The organism is Streptomyces pyxinicus, from assembly GCF_024753135.1.
Taxonomy (GTDB): domain Bacteria; phylum Actinomycetota; class Actinomycetes; order Streptomycetales; family Streptomycetaceae; genus Streptomyces; species Streptomyces pyxinicus.
On the sequence record NZ_JANUGP010000040.1, the window covers coordinates 22,401 to 42,268 of the forward strand.

Annotated in this window: 21 protein-coding genes; 12 read left to right on the top strand and 9 right to left on the bottom strand. The window is 73.8% G+C overall.

Annotated features, from left to right (window positions below):
- Window positions 1-7: 7 nt before the first annotated feature.
- Window positions 8-1,024: a GNAT family N-acetyltransferase gene (locus tag NX794_RS32580; RefSeq protein WP_258783302.1), complete on the bottom strand. Its 1,017-nt coding sequence runs from the start codon at window positions 1,022-1,024 to the stop codon at window positions 8-10.
- A 140-nt stretch (window positions 1,025-1,164) separates the two neighbouring features.
- On the opposite strand from NX794_RS32580, the gene fdxA reads away from it, so the two are divergent.
- Window positions 1,165-1,485: a ferredoxin gene (fdxA, locus tag NX794_RS32585; protein ID WP_258783272.1), complete on the top strand. Its 321-nt coding sequence runs from the start codon at window positions 1,165-1,167 to the stop codon at window positions 1,483-1,485.
- A gap of 121 nt (window positions 1,486-1,606) precedes the next feature.
- The gene (locus NX794_RS32590) at window positions 1,607-2,704 is read left to right on the top strand and encodes a bifunctional succinyldiaminopimelate transaminase/glutamate-prephenate aminotransferase (RefSeq protein WP_258783273.1); all 1,098 of its coding nucleotides are present in this window, start codon (window positions 1,607-1,609) and stop codon (window positions 2,702-2,704) included.
- A gap of 77 nt (window positions 2,705-2,781) precedes the next feature.
- Here NX794_RS32590 and NX794_RS32595 read toward each other — a convergent pair whose 3' ends face one another.
- Window positions 2,782-3,249 carry an ATP-binding protein gene (locus tag NX794_RS32595; RefSeq protein ID WP_258783274.1) on the bottom strand — a complete coding sequence of 156 codons (468 nt, stop codon included), beginning with the start codon at window positions 3,247-3,249 and terminating at the stop codon, window positions 2,782-2,784.
- Window positions 3,250-3,534: 285 nt separating this feature from the next.
- Window positions 3,535-4,536 carry a VldE C-terminal domain-containing protein gene (locus tag NX794_RS32600; RefSeq protein ID WP_258783275.1) on the bottom strand — a complete coding sequence of 334 codons (1,002 nt, stop codon included), beginning with the start codon at window positions 4,534-4,536 and terminating at the stop codon, window positions 3,535-3,537.
- A gap of 95 nt (window positions 4,537-4,631) precedes the next feature.
- On the opposite strand from NX794_RS32600, the gene dapE reads away from it, so the two are divergent.
- The gene (gene dapE / locus NX794_RS32605; protein WP_258783276.1) at window positions 4,632-5,711 is read left to right on the top strand and encodes a succinyl-diaminopimelate desuccinylase; all 1,080 of its coding nucleotides are present in this window, start codon (window positions 4,632-4,634) and stop codon (window positions 5,709-5,711) included.
- Window positions 5,712-5,816: 105 nt separating this feature from the next.
- On the top strand, window positions 5,817-6,575 hold the full coding sequence (locus NX794_RS32610; RefSeq protein ID WP_258783277.1) for an LOG family protein: 759 nt from the start codon (window positions 5,817-5,819) through the stop codon (window positions 6,573-6,575).
- Between the two features lie 13 nt (window positions 6,576-6,588).
- Here the strand turns inward: NX794_RS32610 and folP are convergent, their stop codons facing one another.
- The gene (gene folP / locus NX794_RS32615; RefSeq protein ID WP_258783278.1) at window positions 6,589-7,449 is read right to left on the bottom strand and encodes a dihydropteroate synthase; all 861 of its coding nucleotides are present in this window, start codon (window positions 7,447-7,449) and stop codon (window positions 6,589-6,591) included.
- Between the two features lie 137 nt (window positions 7,450-7,586).
- Here folP and NX794_RS32620 point away from each other — a divergent pair, with 137 nt between their 5' ends.
- Complete coding sequence (locus NX794_RS32620) at window positions 7,587-7,940, top strand: DivIVA domain-containing protein (RefSeq protein WP_258783279.1); 354 nt, start codon at window positions 7,587-7,589, stop codon at window positions 7,938-7,940.
- A complete protein-coding gene (locus NX794_RS32625; RefSeq protein WP_309506053.1) occupies window positions 7,937-8,518 on the top strand; it encodes a DNA-3-methyladenine glycosylase I in 582 nt (193 codons plus the stop codon). Before NX794_RS32620 ends, NX794_RS32625 begins: the two co-directional genes overlap by 4 nt.
- A 14-nt stretch (window positions 8,519-8,532) precedes the next feature.
- On the opposite strand, the gene chcB is transcribed toward NX794_RS32625, so the two are convergent.
- Window positions 8,533-9,336: a 2-cyclohexenylcarbonyl CoA isomerase gene (gene chcB, locus NX794_RS32630; RefSeq protein WP_258783280.1), complete on the bottom strand. Its 804-nt coding sequence runs from the start codon at window positions 9,334-9,336 to the stop codon at window positions 8,533-8,535.
- 371 nt (window positions 9,337-9,707) lie between these two features.
- Here chcB and NX794_RS32635 point away from each other — a divergent pair, with 371 nt between their 5' ends.
- Window positions 9,708-9,875, top strand: a complete 168-nt coding sequence (locus NX794_RS32635; protein WP_018544333.1) for a DUF3117 domain-containing protein — start codon at window positions 9,708-9,710, stop codon at window positions 9,873-9,875.
- A gap of 84 nt (window positions 9,876-9,959) precedes the next feature.
- Here NX794_RS32635 and NX794_RS32640 read toward each other — a convergent pair whose 3' ends face one another.
- A complete protein-coding gene (locus NX794_RS32640) occupies window positions 9,960-10,655 on the bottom strand; it encodes an O-methyltransferase (protein WP_309506054.1) in 696 nt (231 codons plus the stop codon).
- 236 nt (window positions 10,656-10,891) lie between these two features.
- Between NX794_RS32640 and sigE the strand changes: the two genes are divergently transcribed.
- The 5 genes from sigE to NX794_RS32665 all read left to right on the top strand — a co-directional run bounded on the left by sigE (window position 10,892) and on the right by NX794_RS32665 (window position 15,688).
- Entirely contained in the window at window positions 10,892-11,605 is a 714-nt protein-coding gene (gene sigE / locus NX794_RS32645) for an RNA polymerase sigma factor SigE (protein ID WP_258783281.1), read from the top strand.
- Entirely contained in the window at window positions 11,602-12,579 is a 978-nt protein-coding gene (locus NX794_RS32650) for an anti-sigma factor family protein (protein WP_258783282.1), read from the top strand. The genes sigE and NX794_RS32650 overlap by 4 nt, the downstream gene beginning before the upstream one ends.
- Before the next feature lie 96 nt (window positions 12,580-12,675).
- Entirely contained in the window at window positions 12,676-14,256 is a 1,581-nt protein-coding gene (locus tag NX794_RS32655) for a S1C family serine protease (protein WP_258783283.1), read from the top strand.
- Between the two features lie 84 nt (window positions 14,257-14,340).
- Window positions 14,341-14,775, top strand: coding sequence for a sec-independent translocase (locus NX794_RS32660; RefSeq protein ID WP_258783284.1), 435 nt, complete (start codon window positions 14,341-14,343; stop codon window positions 14,773-14,775).
- A 247-nt stretch (window positions 14,776-15,022) separates the two neighbouring features.
- On the top strand, window positions 15,023-15,688 hold the full coding sequence (locus NX794_RS32665; protein WP_258783285.1) for a hypothetical protein: 666 nt from the start codon (window positions 15,023-15,025) through the stop codon (window positions 15,686-15,688).
- Between the two features lie 34 nt (window positions 15,689-15,722).
- On the opposite strand, the gene NX794_RS32670 is transcribed toward NX794_RS32665, so the two are convergent.
- From NX794_RS32670 to NX794_RS32680, 3 genes are all read right to left on the bottom strand, one after another.
- The gene (locus NX794_RS32670) at window positions 15,723-17,591 is read right to left on the bottom strand and encodes a trypsin-like serine peptidase (protein WP_258783286.1); all 1,869 of its coding nucleotides are present in this window, start codon (window positions 17,589-17,591) and stop codon (window positions 15,723-15,725) included.
- 267 nt (window positions 17,592-17,858) lie between these two features.
- A complete protein-coding gene (locus NX794_RS32675) occupies window positions 17,859-18,392 on the bottom strand; it encodes a DUF4232 domain-containing protein (RefSeq protein WP_258783287.1) in 534 nt (177 codons plus the stop codon).
- A 322-nt stretch (window positions 18,393-18,714) separates the two neighbouring features.
- Window positions 18,715-19,848, bottom strand: a complete 1,134-nt coding sequence (locus NX794_RS32680; RefSeq protein WP_258783288.1) for an Mrp/NBP35 family ATP-binding protein — start codon at window positions 19,846-19,848, stop codon at window positions 18,715-18,717.
- Window positions 19,849-19,868 lie beyond the last annotated feature (20 nt).

Sequence of the window (19,868 nt, forward strand, 5' to 3'; positions counted from 1 at the left end):
GGGGTCGCTACGACCCGGCGCCGGCGGCATCGTCCGGCTCCCGGTAGTGGTGGTAGGCGTGGTGCGGGGCGAAGCCCAGCGCGGTGTACAGCGCCCGGCCGCCCGTGTTGTCCGACTCGACCTGGAGCCAGGCCGCCGACGCGCCCTCCGCCAGCGCGCGCCCGGCCAGCGCGGCCATCACCTCGCCGGCGAGCCCCTGCCGCCGCCGGGCCGGATCGACCTCGACCGCCGCGAACCCGGCCCACCGGCCGTCCACGACACACCGCCCGATCGCGGCCGGCGGCTCACCCGGGCCGGCCGGCACGGACGCGAACCACACCGACGGGCCGCCGCCGAGCACTCGCAGGGCCACCTCGCTCACCCCTTTGCGCTGGTACCGCGCGAGCCACGCCTCGTCCGCCGTCCGGGACAGGGCCACGCCCGCGCCCTCGGCCCGGTCCGCGACCGGCGCCAGCGCCCCGGTCCACAGCTCGGCGGTCACCTCCCGCACCCAGCCGCGCCGCTCCAGCTCCGCGCCCAGTACCTCCTGGGTGCCCTCGGCGCCGGTGGCGGTCTGCACGTAGGCGGGCAGGCCACGCTCGCGGTACCAGCGTCGTACGGCGGCGAGGGCCGCGTCGAGCGGAAGCCCGGGGTCGCCGAGCGGCAGCGCGCTGTTGGCCCGCCGGGTGAAGCCCGCCGCGGCCCGCAGCTCCCACGCGCCGAGCCGCTCGCTCTCCACCGGCCGCCAGCCGCGCGAGGCGACCCGCGCCAGCTCCGGATACGTCGCCGCCGGGCCCCGGCGCCGGGCCGGGGCGGCCGGCACCACCTTGCCCGCGACCAGCGACGATTCCGGAATCCGGACGGTCTCGCCGTCCCGGCGTGTGATCATGAGCACGCCGTCATCCCATGATGTGAGAACCCCGACCGTGTCGGTGAACTTCTCCACCGCCGCGCGAGGTTCGGTCAAGCGCCGTACCGAGACCCGTTTGCCCACGTCAGCACGGGTGACGCGGACGTCGAGCCGGCCCGCTCCGGATATTTCCACTGGTCGGTTCACCCCTCCTGTACGGATCACGCCCCGGAACGGAGATACTAGAGGCGGGCATCGACGACGCCGCGCTCCCGCGCGCCAGGCGGCGGAGCCTGAGGAGGCCCGCCAGCGCCCTATCGAGGAGGAACGACAGCGTGACCTACGTCATCGCGCAGCCTTGTGTCGACGTGAAGGACAAGGCGTGCATCGAGGAATGCCCGGTCGACTGCATCTACGAGGGCCAGCGGTCCTTGTACATCCACCCGGACGAATGCGTCGACTGTGGTGCCTGTGAGCCGGTCTGCCCGGTCGAGGCGATCTTCTACGAGGACGACGTCCCGGAGGAGTGGAAGGACTACTACAAGGCGAACGTCGAGTTCTTCGACGAGCTGGGTTCTCCCGGCGGCGCCAGCAAGCTGGGCCTGATCGAGCGCGACCACTCCTTCGTCGCCGCGCTGCCGCCGCAGAACGCCTGACCGGCCGAACGCCAAGCGGCCGCGACACCGAGCCGCCCCGGTCCCGTACGGCCCGATCGCCCGATCAGCGCCGTGCGGGACCGCGGCGTTTCCGGCACCAGACGAAAGTGAGCCACTGATCGTGTCCGCAGTCTCCGACCTGCTTCCCGCCTTCCCCTGGGACAAGCTGGAGCCGTACAAGAAGACGGCCGCGGCCCACCCGGACGGCATCGTCGACCTCTCCGTCGGCACGCCGGTCGACCCGGTCCCCGACCTGATCCAGAAGGCCCTGACCGACGCGGCCGACTCCCCGGGCTACCCGACCGTCTGGGGCACCCCGGCGCTGCGCGACGCGATCACCGGCTGGCTGGAGCGCCGCCTCGGCGCCCGCGGGATCACCCACCGCCACGTCCTGCCGGTCGTCGGCTCCAAGGAACTGGTGGCCTGGCTGCCGACCCAGCTCGGCCTCGGCCCCGGCGACCGGGTCGCCTACCCGCGCCTGGCCTACCCGACCTACGAGGTCGGCGCCCGGCTGGCCCGCGCCGGGTACGAGGTCTACGACGACCCGCGCGAGCTGGACCCGGCCGGCCTGAAGCTGCTGTGGCTGAACTCCCCGTCCAACCCGACGGGCAGGGTCCTCGGCAAGGAGGAGCTGACGGAGATCGTCGCCTGGGCCCGCGCGCACGGCGTCCTGGTGTTCTCCGACGAGTGCTACCTGGAGCTGGGCTGGGAGGCCGACCCGGTCTCGGTCCTGCACCCGGACGTGAACGGCGGCTCCTACGACGGCATCGTGGCCGTCCACTCCCTGTCCAAGCGCTCCAACCTGGCGGGCTACCGCGCGGCCTTCGTCGCCGGCGACCCGGCCGTCCTCGGCCCGCTGCTGGAGATCCGCAAGCACGGCGGCATGATGACGTCCGCGCCGACGCAGGCGGCCGTCGTGGCGGCCCTCGGCGACGCCGCCCATGTGCGCGAGCAGCGCGAGCGCTACGCCGCCCGCCGCGGCGCCCTGCGCACGGCCCTGCTGGACCACGGCTTCCGCATCGAGCACAGCGAGGCCAGCCTCTACCTGTGGGCCACCCGCGGCGAGTCCTGCTGGGACACGGTCGCCCACCTGGCGGACCTCGGCATCCTGGTGGCCCCGGGCGACTTCTACGGCGCGGCGGGCGACAGGTTCGTCCGCGTGGCCCTGACGGCGACGGACGAGCGCGTGCGGGCCGCCGTGGACCGCCTCAAGGTCTGAGCCGGCTGGAGTGGACATACACAGGCGACGGGGCCCGGGGGAACGCTCCCCCGGGCCCCGTCGCCGGTCCGTCGGCGTCAGCCGCCCAGCGGCAGGGCCTTGGTCGGCAGCGAGGACGTCGGCAGCGAGGAGGTCGGCAGGCCGCCCTTGGTCAGGGTGTCCGTGGGCAGGCCGCCCTTCGTGACGTTGGACGCGGCGTCCCCGAGGACACCGCCCGCGGAGCCGGCGGCGTCCCCGGCGGCCTTCTGCGCCACGGGCGTCGTCTTCTTCACGGCGCCGCCGGTGGTCTTGCCCGCGGCCGGCACCGCCTGCCCGACGGCCTTGCTGCCCGCGTCACCGGCGAGCGAGGTGGTGCCCCGCGCGGCACTGTCGACGGTGTTGCCGACGTGCGCGCCGTCCAGAGCGGTCAGACCGCCCAGGTTCGGGGTGGCCGCCGGCAGGTTCGTGGCCGCACCGGCGGAGCCGGCCGCACCGACCCCGGCAGCCGCTCCCGCTGCGACGAGCAGCGCGGCACGGGCGATCCGGCGGGTCAGAGGGAGGGACATGATGCTCCATTCGACGGGAGAGAACGTTGGTGTCCGGGGCCCGGGACCGGGCTCGGACGCCGTGACTACCGCTCGAAGCCCGCGAAGGTTGCGGACGCGCCAGGTAAAGAATGGATAACGCATCGCATTATCAGGTGTGGATAAAAACGGGCATAGGGCGTTCGCCCAGGTGTCCGCAGAATCCTTACGGCCCTTGATTTCCCGGGGCTCCGGCCACCGGACCCGGCGCCGCCCGCGGCAGCGCGCGAACGGGGGCCGCGCAACCCGCCCGGGGGACCCCCCGCACTACTGTCCGGTCACGATCCGGACCGGTCCCGTGGCGCCTTCCGCGCCGCCCGCCCCGTCCGCCCCGTCCGAGGTCACCGACCGCCACTGGTCGCTGGTGCTGCCGACGGTCCACTCCCGGCCCGCGTACACCACCCGCTGGATGTGCAGCGCCGAGGAGTTGGCGACCGCCCACTGCGCCAGCTGCCAGCCCCGCTGCCGCTCGTCGCGCCCGGACGCGTCCCGTTTCCCGCCCCCGGACACCGGGACCGTCACGGTGTGCCCGTGCGCGGTCGCGGTCACGCTCGGCGCGGGGGAGGGGGACGGCACCGGCGTACCGCCCACCTCGGCCCCGGCCTGCTGGAGCGCGTCCCGCCCGAAGTCCCGTACCAGCGCGGTGCGCACCGCGTCCGGGCCGACCGCCGAAGCGGTCCGCTCGGGGCGTCCGTCACAGGTCAGCGTGGCTGCGGCCCGGCCGGTGAGGGCCGCCCCCAGCAGGGTGGCGTCCGGCTCGTGCTTGGCGTACGCCTCCGGGTAGCCGCTGCGCTGCACCCGCTGCGCGGCCTCCGTCAGCGGCAGGCCGGCGTAGTCGGGCACCTTGGCCAGGTGGGCGTAGAACATGCCCGCCGCGTACGCCGGGTCCATGATCTGCTCGTCGCTGCCCCAGCCCTGCGAGGGCCGCTGTTGGAACAGGCCGAGGGAGTCCCGGTCGCCGTGCTCGATGTTGCGCAGCCCGGACTCCTGGAGGGCGGTGGCGAGCGCGATCGTCACCGCCCGCTGGGGCATCCCGCGCCCGGTGCCGACGGCGGCGATCGTCGCCGCGTTCGCCGCCTGCTCGGGCGTGAACTCGTACGACGTCCCGTCGCCCGCGGCGGAGACGACCCGGCAGCCGCGCTCGCCGCCGCCGTTGGTGACGTACTGCACCACCAGGTACGCGGCGACACCGCACAGGACCAACAGGGCGCCCGCGTAACGCAGGAGACGGCCGCGACGCTTGGGACGGGTGGGGGACGGCTCTGACACGCGTACAAGGTACTGGAGTCTCCTGAGCTCCCCGGCCAGTGGTCGGGCCCGTCGCGGACCCGGTCGCCGGCGGGGCGCGCGCTAGGGTCGTGACCATGGCCGACACCTCGCTTGACCTCACGCTGGACGCCGCCGCGCTCACCGCGCGGCTCGTGGACATCCCCTCCGAGAGCGGCACCGAGAAGCCGCTCGCGGACGCCGTCGAGGCCGCCCTGCGCGCGCTGCCGCACCTGACGGTGGAGCGGTACGGCAACAACGTGGTCGCGCGCACCGAACTGGGCCGCGCCGAGCGCGTGATCCTGGCCGGGCACATCGACACCGTGCCGATCGCGGACAACGTGCCCTCCCGGCTGGACGCGGACGGCGTGCTGTGGGGCTGCGGCACCTGCGACATGAAGGCGGGCGTAGCGGTCCAACTGCGCGTCGCGGCCACGGTCCCGGCGCCCAACCGCGACCTGACCTTCGTCTTCTACGACAACGAGGAGGTCGCCGCCGAGCTGAACGGCCTCCGGCACCTCGCCGAGGCCCGCCCCGAGCTGCTGGCCGGTGACTTCGCGGTCCTGCTGGAGCCCTCCGACGGCGAGGTGGAGGGCGGCTGCCAGGGCACGCTGCGGGTGCTGCTGCGGACCACGGGGGAGCGGGCCCACTCCGCGCGGTCCTGGATGGGTGCCAACGCCATCCACGCGGCGGCCCCGATCCTGGCCCGCCTCGCCTCCTACGAGCCCCGCCGCCCGGTCATCGACGGCCTGGAGTACCGCGAGGGCCTGAACGCGGTCGGCATCACCGGCGGGGTCGCGGGCAACGTCATTCCCGACGCGTGCGTGGTCACCGTCAACTTCCGCTACGCGCCCGACCGTACCGAGGAGGAGGCGATCGCCCACGTCCGCGAGGTGTTCGCGGACTGCGGCGTCGAGGAGTTCACGGTCGACGACCACAGCGGCGCCGCCCTGCCCGGCCTGTCCCACCCGGCCGCCGCGGCCTTCATCGAGGCGGTGGGCGGCACGCCCCGGCCCAAGTTCGGCTGGACGGACGTCTCCCGCTTCTCCGCGCTCGGCGTCCCCGCGGTCAACTACGGCCCGGGCGACCCGCAGCTCGCCCACAAGCGCGACGAGCGGGTGGACACCGCGAAGATCCTCGCCGGTGAGGAGCGCCTGCGGAACTGGCTGACCGCGTAGTCCCGGTCCCGCCACCGCAGGGTGCCGGACACGCCGACGTCCCCCCGCCGTAACCCGCGTGGATCTAGGCTGACATCGAACTACCGGCAAGCGGAGGGAGCGCACATGCCTACCGGCAACCCGGAGGGGAAGAAGCAGCCACCGGACGAGCAGCGGCTCGGACCGGTCCTGCGACGGCGGGGCCAGGTCACGCCCAGCACGACGGACCAGCGGCTGCTGGACGAGCGGGCGCCCTCGGACTGGGTGCACACCGACCCCTGGCGGGTGCTGCGGATCCAGTCGGAGTTCATCGAGGGCTTCGGCACCCTCGCCGAACTCCCGTCGGCCATCAGCGTGTTCGGCTCGGCGCGGACATCCCGCGAGTCGCCCGAGTACGACGCCGGGGTGCGCCTGGGCCGTGGCCTGGTGGAGGCCGGCTGGGCGGTGATCACCGGCGGCGGACCCGGCGCCATGGAGGCGGCCAACAAGGGCGCGTCCGAGGCGGGCGGCGTCTCGGTGGGCCTCGGCATCGAGCTGCCCTTCGAGCAGGGGCTGAACCCCTACGTCGACATCGGCCTGAACTTCCGCTACTTCTTCGTGCGCAAGATGATGTTCGTCAAGTACGCCCAGGGCTTCGTGGTCCTGCCCGGCGGCCTCGGCACCCTCGACGAGCTCTTCGAGGCGCTCACCCTGGTGCAGACCCAGAAGGTCACCCGCTTCCCGATCGTCCTGTTCGGCAGCGACTACTGGGGCGGCCTGGTGACCTGGATCCAGGACACCCTGATCGCCCAGGGCAAGGCCTCCGAGAAGGACCTGCTGCTGTTCCACGTCACCGACGAGGTGGAGGAGGCGGTCGCCCTGGTCTCCAAGGAGGCCGGCCGCTGAACCCGACGGCCCCTCAGGCCAGTCCGCGCCGGGCCACCGCGGGGACCCGGTGGCCGGCGATGGACGCCACCATGTCCAGCACCTGACGGGTCTCGGCGACCTCGTGCACCCGGTACACCCGAGCCCCGAGCCACGCCGAGACCGCCGTCGTCGCGAGCGTGCCGACCAGCCGCTCCTTCACCGGCCGGTCCAGTGTCTCGCCGACGAAGTCCTTGTTGGACAGCGACACCAGCACCGGCCAGCCGGTGTCCACCAGTTCGCCCAGCCGCCGCGTCGCCTCCAGGCTGTGCCGGGTGTTCTTCCCGAAGTCGTGCCCCGGGTCGATCAGCACCGACTCCCGGGGCACCCCGAGCGACACCGCCCGCTCGGCCAGGCCCACGGTCACGTCGAGGATGTCGGCCACGACGTCGTCGTACGTCACCCGGTGCGGGCGGGTGCGCGGCTGGGCGCCGCCCGCGTGCGTGCACACCAGCCCCGCCCGGTACCGGGCGGCGACCTCGGCGAGGCGCGGGTCGACGCCGCCCCACGCGTCGTTCAGCAGGTCGGCGCCCGCCTCGCACACGGCCTCGCCGACGTCGGCCCGCCAGGTGTCCACGCTGATGACCACCTCGGGGAACCGGCGCCGCACCTCCGCGACGAAGCCGACTGTGCGCCGCGCCTCCTCCTCGGCCGTGACCTCCTCGCCGGGGCCGGCCTTCACCCCGCCGATGTCGACGATCGCGGCGCCCTCGGCCACCGCCCGCTCGACGCGCGCGAGGGCGGGCTCGTCGCGAAAGGTGGCCCCCTGGTCGTAGAAGGAGTCGGGGGTCCGGTTCACGATCGCCATGACCACCGGTTCGTGGGGCCCGAATTCCCGCCTGCCCAGCCTGAGCATCCGCTGTGCCCTCTCCTAGTACGTCCCGCAGTACGGCCGCCTGCGACCCTAACTGTCGGACCCGCATGGCACGATCGGACCCTGACCGATTCCGTGTCCGGCACAGCGTCCGGCACCGAGCGTGGGGACCCCTGGCGATGGTGATGTTCTTGTTCCTGGTCGTCGCGCTGGCCGTCGTGGTCGCGGCGGTCACCCTCGGCGTGGTGGGCGGCGGCGAGCGCGGCCCGCTGCCCGAGGCGGCCCCCGAGCGGCTGCACGACCCGCTGCCCGCCGACCGCCCGGTGGACCGCGCGGACGTGGAGGGCCTGCGCTTCCCGGTCGCCCCGCGCGGCTACCGCATGGCCGACGTCGACGACGCCCTCGGCCGGCTCGGCGCCGAACTCGCCGAGCGCGACGCCCGCATCGCCGATCTGGAGTCCGCGCTGGCCGGCGCCCAGGCCGCCGCCGTGCGGCCCCGCCCGGACAAGCCGGAGCAGGGGGAGCAGCGGTGAGCGGGGCCGTCCCCGGGCCCGACGGCGCCCTGCGCTGCCCCTGGGCCCTGTCCACCGACGACTACGTGGCCTACCACGACGAGGAGTGGGGCCGCCCGGTGCACGGCGACGACGCTCTGTTCGAGCGGGTCAGTCTGGAGGCCTTCCAGTCGGGCTTGTCCTGGATCACGATCCTGCGCCGCCGCCCGACCTTCCGGACGGCGTTCGCCGGCTTCCGCGTCGAGAAGGTCGCCGCCTTCACCGACGCCGACCGCGAGCGCCTGCTGGCGGACCCCGGCATCATCCGCAACCGCGCCAAGATCGACGCCACCCTCGCCAACGCGCGCGTGCTCGCCGACTGGGCCGAGGGCGAGCTGGACGAGCTGATCTGGTCGCACGCCCCCGACCCCGCGGGCCGTCCGGCGCCGCGGACCCTGGCCGACGTCCCGGCGGTCACCCCCGAGTCGGCGGCCCTGTCGAAGGCGCTGAAGAAGCGGGGCCTGAGATTCGTCGGCCCCACCACGGCGTACGCGCTGATGCAGGCCTGCGGGCTGGTCGACGACCACCTGGCGGACTGCGCGGCCAGAACCGCCCGCTGAGGGGCGGCGCCGGGTCAGCGGCCCAGGTACTTCGGCCGCTCCTTGTCCACGAAGGCCTGTACGGCGATCGCGTGGTCCTCGGACCGGCCGGCCCTGCTCTGCAGCTCGTCCTCCTTGGCCAGCGTCTCCTCCAGGGAGTGCGTCAGCCCGTAGGCCACCGCCTCCTTGATCGCCGCGTAGGCGACCGTCGGCCCCTGGGCGAGCAGCCGCGCCGTCTTCTCGGCCTCGGCCCGCAGCTCCGCGGCCGGCACCACCCGGTTGGCGATGCCCAGCTCCAGCGCCTCCCGCGCGCTGATGCCGCGCGGGAAGAGCAGCAGGTCGGCGGCGCGGCTCGGGCCCACCACGCGCGGCAGCGTCCAGGAGACGCCGGAGTCCCCGGTCAGGGCGACGCCCGCGAAGGAGGTGTTGAAGGAGGCGGTGTCGGCCACCACGCGGTGGTCGGCGGCGAGCGCGAACCCGAAACCCGCCCCGGCCGCGACGCCGTTCACCGCGGCCACCACCGGCTTCGCCGCCCCGGCGAGGGCCCGCACGATCGGGTTGTAGTGCTCGCTGACCGTGCTCATCGTCTGACCGGCCCCGGTCTCGCGGTCCCGGGCCAGCAGCCCGATGTGCTCCTTGAGGTCCTGGCCCACGCAGAAGGCGCGGTCCCCGGCGGCGGTCAGCAGGATCGCCCGTACGGCCGTGTCGCCGGCCGCGGATTCCACCGCCTCGCGGAGGGCCGCCTTCGTCGCGACGTCCAGCGCGTTCATCGCCTCGGGGCGGTTCAGCGTGATCGTCGCGAGTCCGTCGCTCACCTCGTGGAGCACGGTGTCGGCCATGGCGTATCCCTCCGGGTCGCGGCTGGTGACGTACCGCTCGGTACGCCCCTGTCAGGGGACAGCATGGCGGAGTCCGGCGTCCAGCGGCCGGACCGCGCATGTGACCTGCGTCAAAGAAATCACGGTCGGATCCGGCCGCCGGGTGTGCGTGCGGTGGCGCAGTATCGCAGCCACATCGCCGAATTGAGTGGTTTTGCTCGCGCGCGTTGCTCAAGCGATGCCGACCGATGTTGGTCATCGGGTCCTGCGATGCGGGATAATGGCCTGGAAGCAATGTGTTCGATGCCGGTGACGCGTGTCCGCCTCGGACGGCGTGGCCCTTCCTGGGGCCGAAGGCAGACGATGAGCTGGTTTCAGGAAGGGGAACGAGCATGGCGGCCATGAAGCCGCGGACGGGTGACGGCCCGCTCGAGGTGACCAAGGAGGGGCGGGGCATCGTCATGCGCGTTCCGCTCGAAGGCGGCGGTCGGCTCGTCGTCGAGCTGACCCCCGACGAGGCCGAGGCGCTCGGCGACGCCCTCAAGAAGGTCGTCGTCTGACGTCCCAGCGATCCTGTCCTTGCGGCTGCCCCGGCATCGTACGCGGTGCCGGGGCAGCCGCGTCCCGGGGCCCGGCGGCCCCGGTCAGCGCTTGACGGCGCACAGCAGCCCGTCGCCCACCGGCAGCAGCGACGGCACCAGCTCCTGGCTCTCGCGCACCGTGCGCAGCAGCTCGCGCAGCCGCAGCACCTCCGTGGGCTGCGGCCCGGAGTCCACCGTACGGCCGCCCGCGAAGACCCCCTCGAAGACCACCAGGCCGCCGGGGCGCAGCAGCCGCAACGATTCGGCGAGATAGTCCGCGTACTCCTGCCGGTCACCGTCGCAGAAGACCAGGTCGTAGCCGGCGTCCGCGAGCCGGGGCAGCACGTCCAGGGCGCTGCCCGGGATGAAGCGGGCCCGGTTGCTGGCGAAACCGCACGCCCGGAACGCCTGCCGGGCGAACTGCTGGTGCTCCGGCTCCGGATCGACCGTGGTGAGCACCCCGTCGGGACGCATGCCGTGCAGCAGATGGATTCCGGACACCCCGCAGCCCGTGCCGATCTCCGCGACCGCCTTCGCGTCCACGGACGCGGCGAGCAGGCGCAACGCGGCCCCCGTGCCGGGCGACACCGAGCGCAGCCCCGCGTCGCGGGCCCGGTCACGGGCCCAGCGCAGCGCTTCGTCCTCGGCGACAAAGGCGTCGGCGAACGCCCAGCTCGTCTGCCGGTTGCCGGTAATGACCCTCTCCTGTCCCGTGGTTGCCTGGGCGTGACTGTATCCGTTGGCGTCGGGAACCCGCAGATGAGGCCGGGCGTTGAGAGGGGTGGAACGGCAGGCCGGGACGTGACGGGGGGCACGAGGTGGATCAGGACACCGAGCAACTGCTGACGCAGCCCCCCGAGCCGTGTCAGCATGTGTCAAATTCTCGTAAAACCGCTTATCCGGAGCTAACGGGCGAGGTGGCTATGGTAGGGGCTCCACTGGACACCACCAGAGCCGACAGGGGAGGTGCGGCCGCACCCGGAGACCGGGGCGGAGTGCTGCGGCGCTTCCTCGGGTCGGCGGGCAGGCCGAAATCCGTGACCGACACCGCTGCTGACCGCCACGCCGCCGCGCCCGTCGCGGCCGACGCCCCGACCGCGACCTTCTCCACCGACGCGGACGCGCAGGCGTGGAACCCGCCCACGTGGGACGAGATCGTCAGCACGCACAGCGCCCGTGTCTACCGCCTGGCCTACCGTCTGACGGGCAACCAGCACGACGCCGAGGACCTCACCCAGGAGGTCTTCGTCCGGGTCTTCCGCTCCCTGTCGACGTACTCGCCGGGCACCTTCGAGGGCTGGCTGCACCGCATCACCACCAACCTCTTCCTGGACATGGTCCGGCGCAAGCAGCGCATCCGCTTCGACTCCCTCGGCGAGGACGCGGCCGAGCGCCTGGCCAGCCGCGAACCCACCCCGCAGCAGCTCTTCAACGACGCCCACTTCGACGCCGACGTGCAGCAGGCCCTCGACACCCTGGCGCCCGAGTTCCGCGCCGCCGTCGTCCTGTGCGACATCGAGGGGCTGTCCTACGAGGAGATCGCCGCGACCCTCGGCGTCAAGCTCGGCACGGTCCGCTCCCGTATCCACCGCGGCCGCTCCCAGCTCCGCAAGGCCCTCGCGCACCGCTCCCCGGAGGCCCGCGCGGCCGAGCGGCGCTCGTTCCTGGCCCGTGTCCCCGCTCTGGGGGGAGGGGGCGCGACCGCGTGAGTGGCACCCGACCCGAACCCGCGGCGAAGACGCACTTCGCGGAGCAGCACCTGGGAGACCGGCTCTCCGCCCTGGTGGACGGAGAGCTGGGTCACGAGACGCGCGAGCGTGTCCTCGCGCACCTGGCCACCTGCGCCCGGTGCAAAGCCGAGGCGGACGCCCAGCGCGCGCTGAAGAACGTGTTCGCCGAGGCCGCCCCGCCACCCCTCTCCGAGAGCTTCCTGGCCCGCCTCCAGGGGCTTCCCGGGGGCGGTGGCACGGACGGCGGCGTACCGCCGCCCGGCGGCGAGCCGGACCCCGGCGCCACCGGCGTCTTCGGGGTGCGGCGCGCCGACCGCTTCGCCTTCGGCTACGTGCCGGCCCGGCCGCACACCGCCCCGGCCCCCGAGGACCGCGGTTTCCGCATCCACCCCGTCGGCCGCCCGGACGACGGCCGCTCCGCCTCGCGCGGACTGCGGTTCGCGTTCGCCGCGGCCGGCGCGGTCTCGCTGGCCGCGGTCGCCCTCGGCGGCGTGACCACTGCGGTCCCCGGCGACCTCACCGGCGAGGCCCGCGGCGGCTCCGGCACCGGGAGCAATGTCGTACCGGCCCGCTCGGCGGGCACCACCGGCACGGCCGGCGGCGGCACGGCCACGCCCGAGACGCAGCGCCGGCGCGCACTGGGCCCGCTGTTCGCCGCGGGAAGCGGAGCGCTGCTCGGGCGGAAACCGGCGGCGCCGACCGCCGCGTCCGCACCACTGCTGCCCGGCGCGCCGGCCCCCACGGCGGACCCGGACCGAAACCCGCTGCGCGGCCCGATCAGCCCCGTGACGGCCGGCGCGGACGCCGTGTCACCGCTCATACGTCCGCTCCGCGAGGCGGTCCTCCCCCTCACCGACCTGGTCCCGTCCAAGGCCCCCGGTTCCGGCCTGCTGTCCGTCCCCCTCCCCGGCACCACCTCCGCGTCCCCGGCCACCCCTCACCAGCTGCCCTGACCGGCCACTTCGCCCCGCCGCGCGAACCTGGTTGAATCCCCTGAGGCCCGCGGCGACCACCCGGGCGCGCAGTCGAGGCCCGGCCATGGGGAGAGCATGAACGAGGGGAACCGTGTCCCGCCGGAGCCGGCTCCGGCGGGACCGGCGTCGGTGACACCGCCCGACCCGCCCGAGAGCCCGGACCCGGGGCCCGCCGGCACCGCACCGGACGGCGACTTCGAGCTGGCCAAACCCGCGCCACCCGCCGAGCGCCCCGAGCCCCTGCACGCCCCCGACCCCTACGGCACCCCGCCCTACGGCCAACCCGGCCCCTGGGCCCCGGCCCCGCCCGTCCAGCATCCGGCGGCGGACACGGCGGCGCCCCTGTCCCCGGGCCCGGCTGTACCCCCCGCCGCGTCCGCCCCGGCGCCGGACCCGGTCGTACCCCTTGCCACGCCCGCCCCGGCGCCGGGCCCGGCCCCCGAGCCGTGGGCGCGGTACGACCCCTGGGCGGCGCCCCCGGCCGGGCAGCGGGCGGTGGCGCAAGGCCCCTGGCAGCAGACCGGGGCCGCCGTCCCGGGCCGGGAGCGGCGCGGGCGGCGGCTGCTGCTGGCGTGGACGCTGGTGGTCGCCCTGGTCTCCGCCGGGGTCGGCGGGGTGGCCGGCGCCTATGTCCAGCGGCAGGGCTGGGGCGACGACGCGCGGCTGCCCCGGGCCGGGGGCGTGCCCGCCGGGCGGGCGCCGGACAGCGTGGCCGGGATCGCCGCCCGCGCCCTGCCCAGCGTGGTCACCCTGCACGTCACCGGTGCCGACGAGGCCCGCACCGGCACCGGCTTCGTGCTCGACGGCCAGGGACACATCCTCACCAACAACCACGTCGTCGCACCCGCAGACGAGGGCGGCCGGATATCGGTCACCTTCAGCACCGGCGACACCGTCAAGGCCGAGGTCGTCGGCCGGGACAGCGGCTACGACCTCGCCGTCGTCCAGGTGCACGGCGTGCACGGGCTGACCCCGCTGCCGCTCGGCGACTCCGACGAGGTCAGGGTCGGCGACCCGGTCGTCGCCATCGGCGCCCCCTTCGACCTGGCCAACACCGTCACCTCCGGCATCATCAGCGCCAAGGAACGGCCCATCACGGCCGGCGGCGAGAAGGGCGACGGCAGCGACGTGTCGTACGTCGACGCCCTCCAGACCGACGCGCCGATCAACCCCGGCAACTCCGGCGGGCCCCTCCTCGACACCCGCGCCCGGGTCATCGGCATCAACTCCGCGATCCGCTCCGCCGCCGGCGGCTCCGACACGGAGGGCGGCCAGGCGGGTTCCATCGGCCTGGGCTTCGCCATACCCGTCAACCAGGCCAGGCGGGTGGCCGAGGAACTGATCAACGACGGCCGGGCCACGCACCCCGTGCTCGGTGTCACCCTCGACATGGCCTACACCGGCGACGGCGCCCGGATAGACGACCGGAGCGCGGGCGGCGGCCCCGCCGTCACCCGGGGCGGCCCCGGCGAGCGGGCCGGCCTGAAGGCGGGCGACGTGATCACGAAGGTGGGCGGTGAACGGGTGCACACGAGCGAGGAGCTGATCGTGAAGGTCCGCGCGCACCGCCCGGGCGACCGGCTGCGGCTGACTGTGAAGCGCGGCGGCACCGCGCGCGCGGTCTCACTGGTGCTGGGCGCCTCGGCGCGGAACTGACGAAAGTCTCACCACGGGACGGTACCGGTCGGACCAGAACGCCGGGTACGGTTGAGCGACCGAGGACATCGCAAGGAGCGTCGGGTGTTCAATGACATAGGACCACTGGAGCTGGTGACCCTCATCGTGCTCGCCGTGCTCGTCTTCGGTCCGGACAAGCTCCCCAAGTTCATCCAGGACGTGACGCGCACGATCCGGAAGATCCGCGAGTTCTCCGAGAGCGCGAAGCAGGACATCCGCAGCGAACTGGGACCGGAGTTCAAGGACTTCGACTTCGAGGACCTCAACCCCAAGACGTTCCTCCGCAAGCAGCTGGACAGCGACGAGCTGGGGCTGAAGGAGATCCGCAACGGCTTCGACCTGAAGAAGGAGATGGCCGAGGTCACCGATGCCGTCCACCACCGGGACAGCGGCACCTCCACCGGCCCCGCCTCCTCGGGCGGGCGGATCGACATGACGAAGAAGCCCGAGGACCCGGGCAAGGACGACCGTCCCCCGTTCGACGCCGACGCCACCTGAGCCCACGCGCGGCACCCGGGCGCGCCACGCCGACACGCGGGCGCGCCCGCACACGTGACGCGTTTCACTGCGCACACCGGTCGCACACGGCCTGAAGAGGCCGTTCGCGCGACCCACGCCCCCGGTGCCTGCCCTGCCCTCCCCAGCGGTGTGGATATGCTGCCGAGTTGTTGTGCGGACCGGCGGAGTACGCCCGAAGGGGGGCGGGCCATCCCCGGTCCGACGAGAGCGAGGAGGCGTCGCGCAGATGGAGACGACGAGTCGGGTGGGCGCGAAGACGCCGGCCGCGAAGGGCGGGCGGCAGCTCCCCTCCGACCGGCGTGCGGTCGACGGCTACCTACAGGCGCCCTTTTCCTGGTACGGCCTCGACGAGGCCTTCACCGGGCCGCGTTGGCTGATGCAGGTCGGTACGGCGGCCGACGGCGCCGTCGAGCACGGTTCGATCGGGCACGGTGACGAGCCCTCCCTGCGGGCCGAGGCCGCGTCCGCCGGTGAGGGGCGGGAGAAGTTCGCGGTCGTGGTGACCGTCGCCGCGCAGCCCTCGCGGCGCAGTGCCGACGGCACCGGGCTGCTGGAGGCCACGTCGGTGTCCTCGGCGGCCTGGCTGGCCGGTGTGGGACTGCTGTCCTTCACCTGGCCCGGGCAGATGGACCACACGCTGCGCGACGACTGGCTGGACCAGCAGACCGAGACCGCCTGGGCGCTGGCCGACGACCTGGAGGGCCCGGAGTGGTCCACGCTGTCCCTCCCCGTGGACGGCGTCGCGGCGTCCTTCCACTACCGGGAGTCGGAGTTCGGGTGGGTGCTCGCCGGCACCACGGGAGCGGGCGTGCACCTGGGCGCGTACGGACGGGGCATGAGCGCGTACGGGCTGGGCTTCGCCGTGGTGAAGGACGTCGCGGCCTACGCGTGACCGGGAGGGCGCCGGACCACGCCGGCGCCCCTGTTCAGCCTGCGTGCACCAGGGTCTGTTCGCCGCCGAGGCGGGTGGCGGCCGTGTCGGTGTACATGGTGGTCTCGCCGTCGGACCAGCGGACCACGAGGTCGTCGGTCCGGTGGTCTCCCGTGAAGTCGCCGGTCGTCATGACCGCGTCGTGCTTCCAGAGCGCGTTGGCGTTCAGGACGCGCCGTTCGGCGCCGAGGCCCGAGGCGCCGGTACCGGTGTAGGTGTCGAGTTCACCGTCGGTCCAGCGCACCATGAGGTCCCATGTGCCGGTGCCGGAGAAGTCGCCGCCGGTCAGCAGCGTGGCGTCCTTCCAGGTCGCGTTCTTCTTCTTGAGCTGGTGCTCCTGGCCGAAGGTGCCGGAGTCGACGCCGGTGTAGAGGGTCACCTCGCCATCCACCCAGCGGACGATCAGGTCGGTCACGTGGGTCGCGGCGCTGAAGCGGCCGGCCGCGATCTGGACGGCGTCCTTCCAGACACTTTTGGGCTTGCTCATCTGGACGCCCGCCCAGTTCAGGCCCTTGGTGCCGACGTCGCCGTAGAGGGTGGTCTCGCCGTCGGACCAGCGCACCAGCAGGTCGAACCGGTCGGAGCCGGTGAAGTCGCCCGCGGTCAGGGTCGCCGCGTGCGTCCAGGTGGAGTTCTTCGGCAGCAGCCTCCGCTCGCCCGTGAACAGGCCGCGCCCGTCGCTGTCGTAGAGCGTGACCTCGCCGTCGGACCACACCACGAGCATGTCGCCGTGGCCCGTGCCCTGGAAGTCGCCCGAGGCCATGAGCCGGGCGTGCTTCCAGGTCGGGCCGGAACCCATGGTGTAGGGCAGCGGCGGCTGCCGGTAGGGGCCGTAGTCGGGGTTGCGGCCCTGCTGGGCGTCGGCGTAGAGCCGGAAGAAGCGGTCGCCGTGCAGGGGGCTGTAGGTGATCTCGTTGTAGCGCGGGTCCGTCGTGGGCACGTCGGGGCCGCCCGCGAGGAAGCCGCCCACGTTGCCGATGATCGTGCCGGTGTCGCCGGAGGCGTCGAGCGCGGAGAAGAACGGCCCGCCGGAGACCCCGCCCCACATGCCGGCGCAGAAGATCTGCATCTGGTAGTAGCCCGACAGCGCGGTCGTGCGGATGCCGGGGCAGCGGACCGCCTGGTCCGAGGGGTTGTGCGGGAGGGAGGGGTAGCCGACGACGGTCACCTTGTTGGCGTAACCGGGCGTGCGGGCCAGGGCGTTGGCGCCCACCAGGTCCTGGACGTTCCGCCGGCCGTTCGGCTTCAGGCTCGCGAAGGCGTAGTCCAGGTCGGAGGACTTGGCCTTGTCCCAGGTGGCCGCCTTGTCACGGAACCACTTGTCGACCGCCCAGACCTGGTACGGCTGCGCCGCCGCGCTCTTCGTGCGGTCGTACCGGGGCACGAACATGGAGTTCGCGCCGACGCAGTGCCCGGCGGTGAGGATCAGGTTGTGCCCCTTGCTCCGCACCACGCTGGCCGAACAGCGGTGCCCCTTCAGCCCCTTGTCCTTGCTGAAGATCGTGCCGACGGACTTGAGGCCCTTGAAGTGCTGGGCGGTGATGCCGGTGGTGGTGGGGCGCGGGCTCGTCGCCGCGAGGCCCGCGGGCGGGGCGGTACGGCCCGAGGGGTCGGTCGCCGCCGTCATGCGCTCGGGGGTCCAGAAGCGCATGGCGGCCTCGGCCGTCCAGCCGGGATCGGCGGCCGGTACCGCCGCGGGCGGGGCCGACGCCGTCGGCGCGGGGGTGCCGGGGGCCGGGGGCGCGGTGGCGGCCTGGGCCGCGGTGGCGTGGCCCGCCAGCGCCGCGGCGCTCAGCAGCGCGGCGCTCAGCACCGCGGCGGCGCCGAGACGTATGCGTCCGCGCGGCGGCTCGGGTTTCAGCATGCAGGTCTTCTCCAAGGGGCGGGCCGGGCGGCACGAGGACCCGAAGCGCGGACGCCCGCCGTGGACGGCGGGCGCGACGCGGCCGCGGAGTCCGGCGCGTGGTCCTCCGCCGGTGATCCGCCGCGCGCTCACCGCGCGCGACGGCACCCCCCGATGCCTTCCCCCGTGCCGCCGTACGGCGGCTGTTCGACCGACCGTGGTCAGCGGTCGCAGCCGTCATGATCGCATGACGGACGAGCGAGCGCACACCCTTTATCCGGGTTTGGGTCAGTGCAGTTCGGGTGCGCCCAGCAGCATGTCGGAGTCGCACACCTGGGCCCGCCGGTGCTGCCCCCGCGCGTCGGTGAGCGGCACGCGGGAGCCGTAGTCGTGGGCGCCGGGGTGCGGGGGCCGGACCTCGACACGGGGGTCGTACTCGGCCATGACCTGGCAGGACCCGGACGGTGAGCCGACCGCGTCGTAGAAGACCGGGATCGCGATGCTGTGGCCCGGCTTCAGCAGCAGGTGGACCGGTGTGCGCCGCTGCGGCCGGGAGTCGGCCGAGGGGCCCTTGCCGACGGACACGCTGAGCCGCGGGTAGCCGTCGAAGGCGCAGGGCGTGGACCCCTTGTGCGCGGCGCTGAGCGTCGCCGTCGGGGTGTGGCGCGGGGTGCCAGGGCGCAGGGTCATCTTCCAGCTCAGCTGGGCCGACCCGCAGTCGGCGATCCGGGCGTCCGAGGCGCTGTCGCTCCGCCCGCAGCCGACGGCGGCCAGCAGCGTCACCAGACCGAGCGCGCAGACCGCCGCTGTCCGCCGTGCCATGAGAACTCCCCCTGGTGACGCCCCCGCCGCGGGGCCCGGTGCCGCCGCCGCTGTCTTCACCGGACAGCTAGACGCGGACCGGCGGACCGGGGTTCCGCCCGCCGGGGGAAGAGCACCGAGGGCGGCCCGCCCGGACCGAGCCCCGCTAGGCCCTGTCGTCAAACTCCCGCCTGCTCCGCGACGCCATGCACGCACTCTCGCCGCACCGGGCCCTGACCCAAGTACGTCCAGTACGAGGATCAGGGCCCGGCACGCCGAGAGCACGCACCTGACGCCGCGAAGCCCGCCCTCCGGGCGAACGACGGGAGTTTGACGACAGGACCTAGAACTTGTTCCGCGGGGTGATGCCCAGGGACAGCCCGGACAGGCCTCGCTGACGGCCGCCCAGCTTGCCGGCGATGGCGCGCAGGGCCGCGCCCGCGGGGGACTCGGGGTCGGTGAGGACGACCGGCTTGCCCTCGTCGCCGCCCTCGCGCAGCCGGACGTCGATGGGGATCGAGCCGAGGACCGGGACCGTCGCGCCGGTGGTGCGGGTCAGGCCGTCGGCGACCGTCTGCCCGCCGCCGGTGCCGAACACGTCGACCATCTCGCCGCAGTGCGGGCAGGGCAGGCCCGACATGTTCTCGACCACGCCGACGATCTTCTGGTGCGTCTGGACGGCGATCGAACCGGCCCGCTCGGCCACCTCGGCCGCCGCCTGCTGCGGGGTCGTCACGACCAGGATCTCGGCGTTCGGGACGAGCTGGGCCACCGAGATGGCGATGTCACCGGTGCCCGGCGGCAGGTCGAGGAGCAGCACGTCCAGATCGCCCCAGTAGACGTCGGCGAGGAACTGCTGGAGGGCGCGGTGCAGCATCGGGCCGCGCCAGACGACCGGCGCGTTGCCCGGCGTGAACATGCCGATGGAGATGACCTTCACGCCGTTCGCGGACGGCGGCATGATCATGTTCTCGACCTGGGTGGGGCGCCCGTCGGCGCCCAGCATGCGCGGCACCGAGTGGCCGTAGATGTCGGCGTCCACGACGCCCACCTTCAGGCCGTCCGCCGCCATCGCCGCCGCGAGGTTCACCGTGACCGACGACTTGCCGACGCCGCCCTTGCCGGAGGCGACCGCGTAGACCCGGGTGAGGCTGCCCGGCTTGGCGAACGGCACCTCGCGCTCGGTCTGGCCCCCGCGCAGCGCGCTGGCCAGCTCCTTGCGCTGCTCGTCGCTCATCACGTCGAGGGTGACGTCGACGCGGGTGACACCCTCCACCCGGGAGACCGCCTCCGTGACGCGCTGGGTGATGGTGTCCCGCATGGGGCAGCCGGACACGGTCAGGTACACGGTGACCGCGACCGCTCCGTCCGCGCCGATGTCCACCGATTTGACCATCCCGAGTTCGGTGATCGGGCGGTTGATCTCGGGGTCGTTCACCGTCGCCAGCGCCTCGCGCACCGCGTCTTCCGTAGCCATAAGGTCGATGGTACGGCGCG

Coding starts and splice junctions, on each gene's coding strand:
- NX794_RS32595 (WP_258783274.1), bottom strand. CDS start 3,249: ATGTCCCTCCCTCTGACCCGCCGGATCGCCCGTGCCGCGCTGCTCGTC.
- dapE (WP_258783276.1), top strand. CDS start 4,632: ATGGCCGACACCTCGCTTGACCTCACGCTGGACGCCGCCGCGCTCACC.
- NX794_RS32610 (WP_258783277.1), top strand. CDS start 5,817: ATGCCTACCGGCAACCCGGAGGGGAAGAAGCAGCCACCGGACGAGCAG.
- folP (WP_258783278.1), bottom strand. CDS start 7,449: ATGCTCAGGCTGGGCAGGCGGGAATTCGGGCCCCACGAACCGGTGGTC.
- NX794_RS32620 (WP_258783279.1), top strand. CDS start 7,587: ATGGTGATGTTCTTGTTCCTGGTCGTCGCGCTGGCCGTCGTGGTCGCG.
- chcB (WP_258783280.1), bottom strand. CDS start 9,336: ATGGCCGACACCGTGCTCCACGAGGTGAGCGACGGACTCGCGACGATC.
- NX794_RS32635 (WP_018544333.1), top strand. CDS start 9,708: ATGGCGGCCATGAAGCCGCGGACGGGTGACGGCCCGCTCGAGGTGACC.
- NX794_RS32655 (WP_258783283.1), top strand. CDS start 12,676: ATGAACGAGGGGAACCGTGTCCCGCCGGAGCCGGCTCCGGCGGGACCG.
- NX794_RS32665 (WP_258783285.1), top strand. CDS start 15,023: ATGGAGACGACGAGTCGGGTGGGCGCGAAGACGCCGGCCGCGAAGGGC.
- NX794_RS32670 (WP_258783286.1), bottom strand. CDS start 17,591: ATGCTGAAACCCGAGCCGCCGCGCGGACGCATACGTCTCGGCGCCGCC.
- NX794_RS32675 (WP_258783287.1), bottom strand. CDS start 18,392: ATGGCACGGCGGACAGCGGCGGTCTGCGCGCTCGGTCTGGTGACGCTG.
- NX794_RS32680 (WP_258783288.1), bottom strand. CDS start 19,848: ATGGCTACGGAAGACGCGGTGCGCGAGGCGCTGGCGACGGTGAACGAC.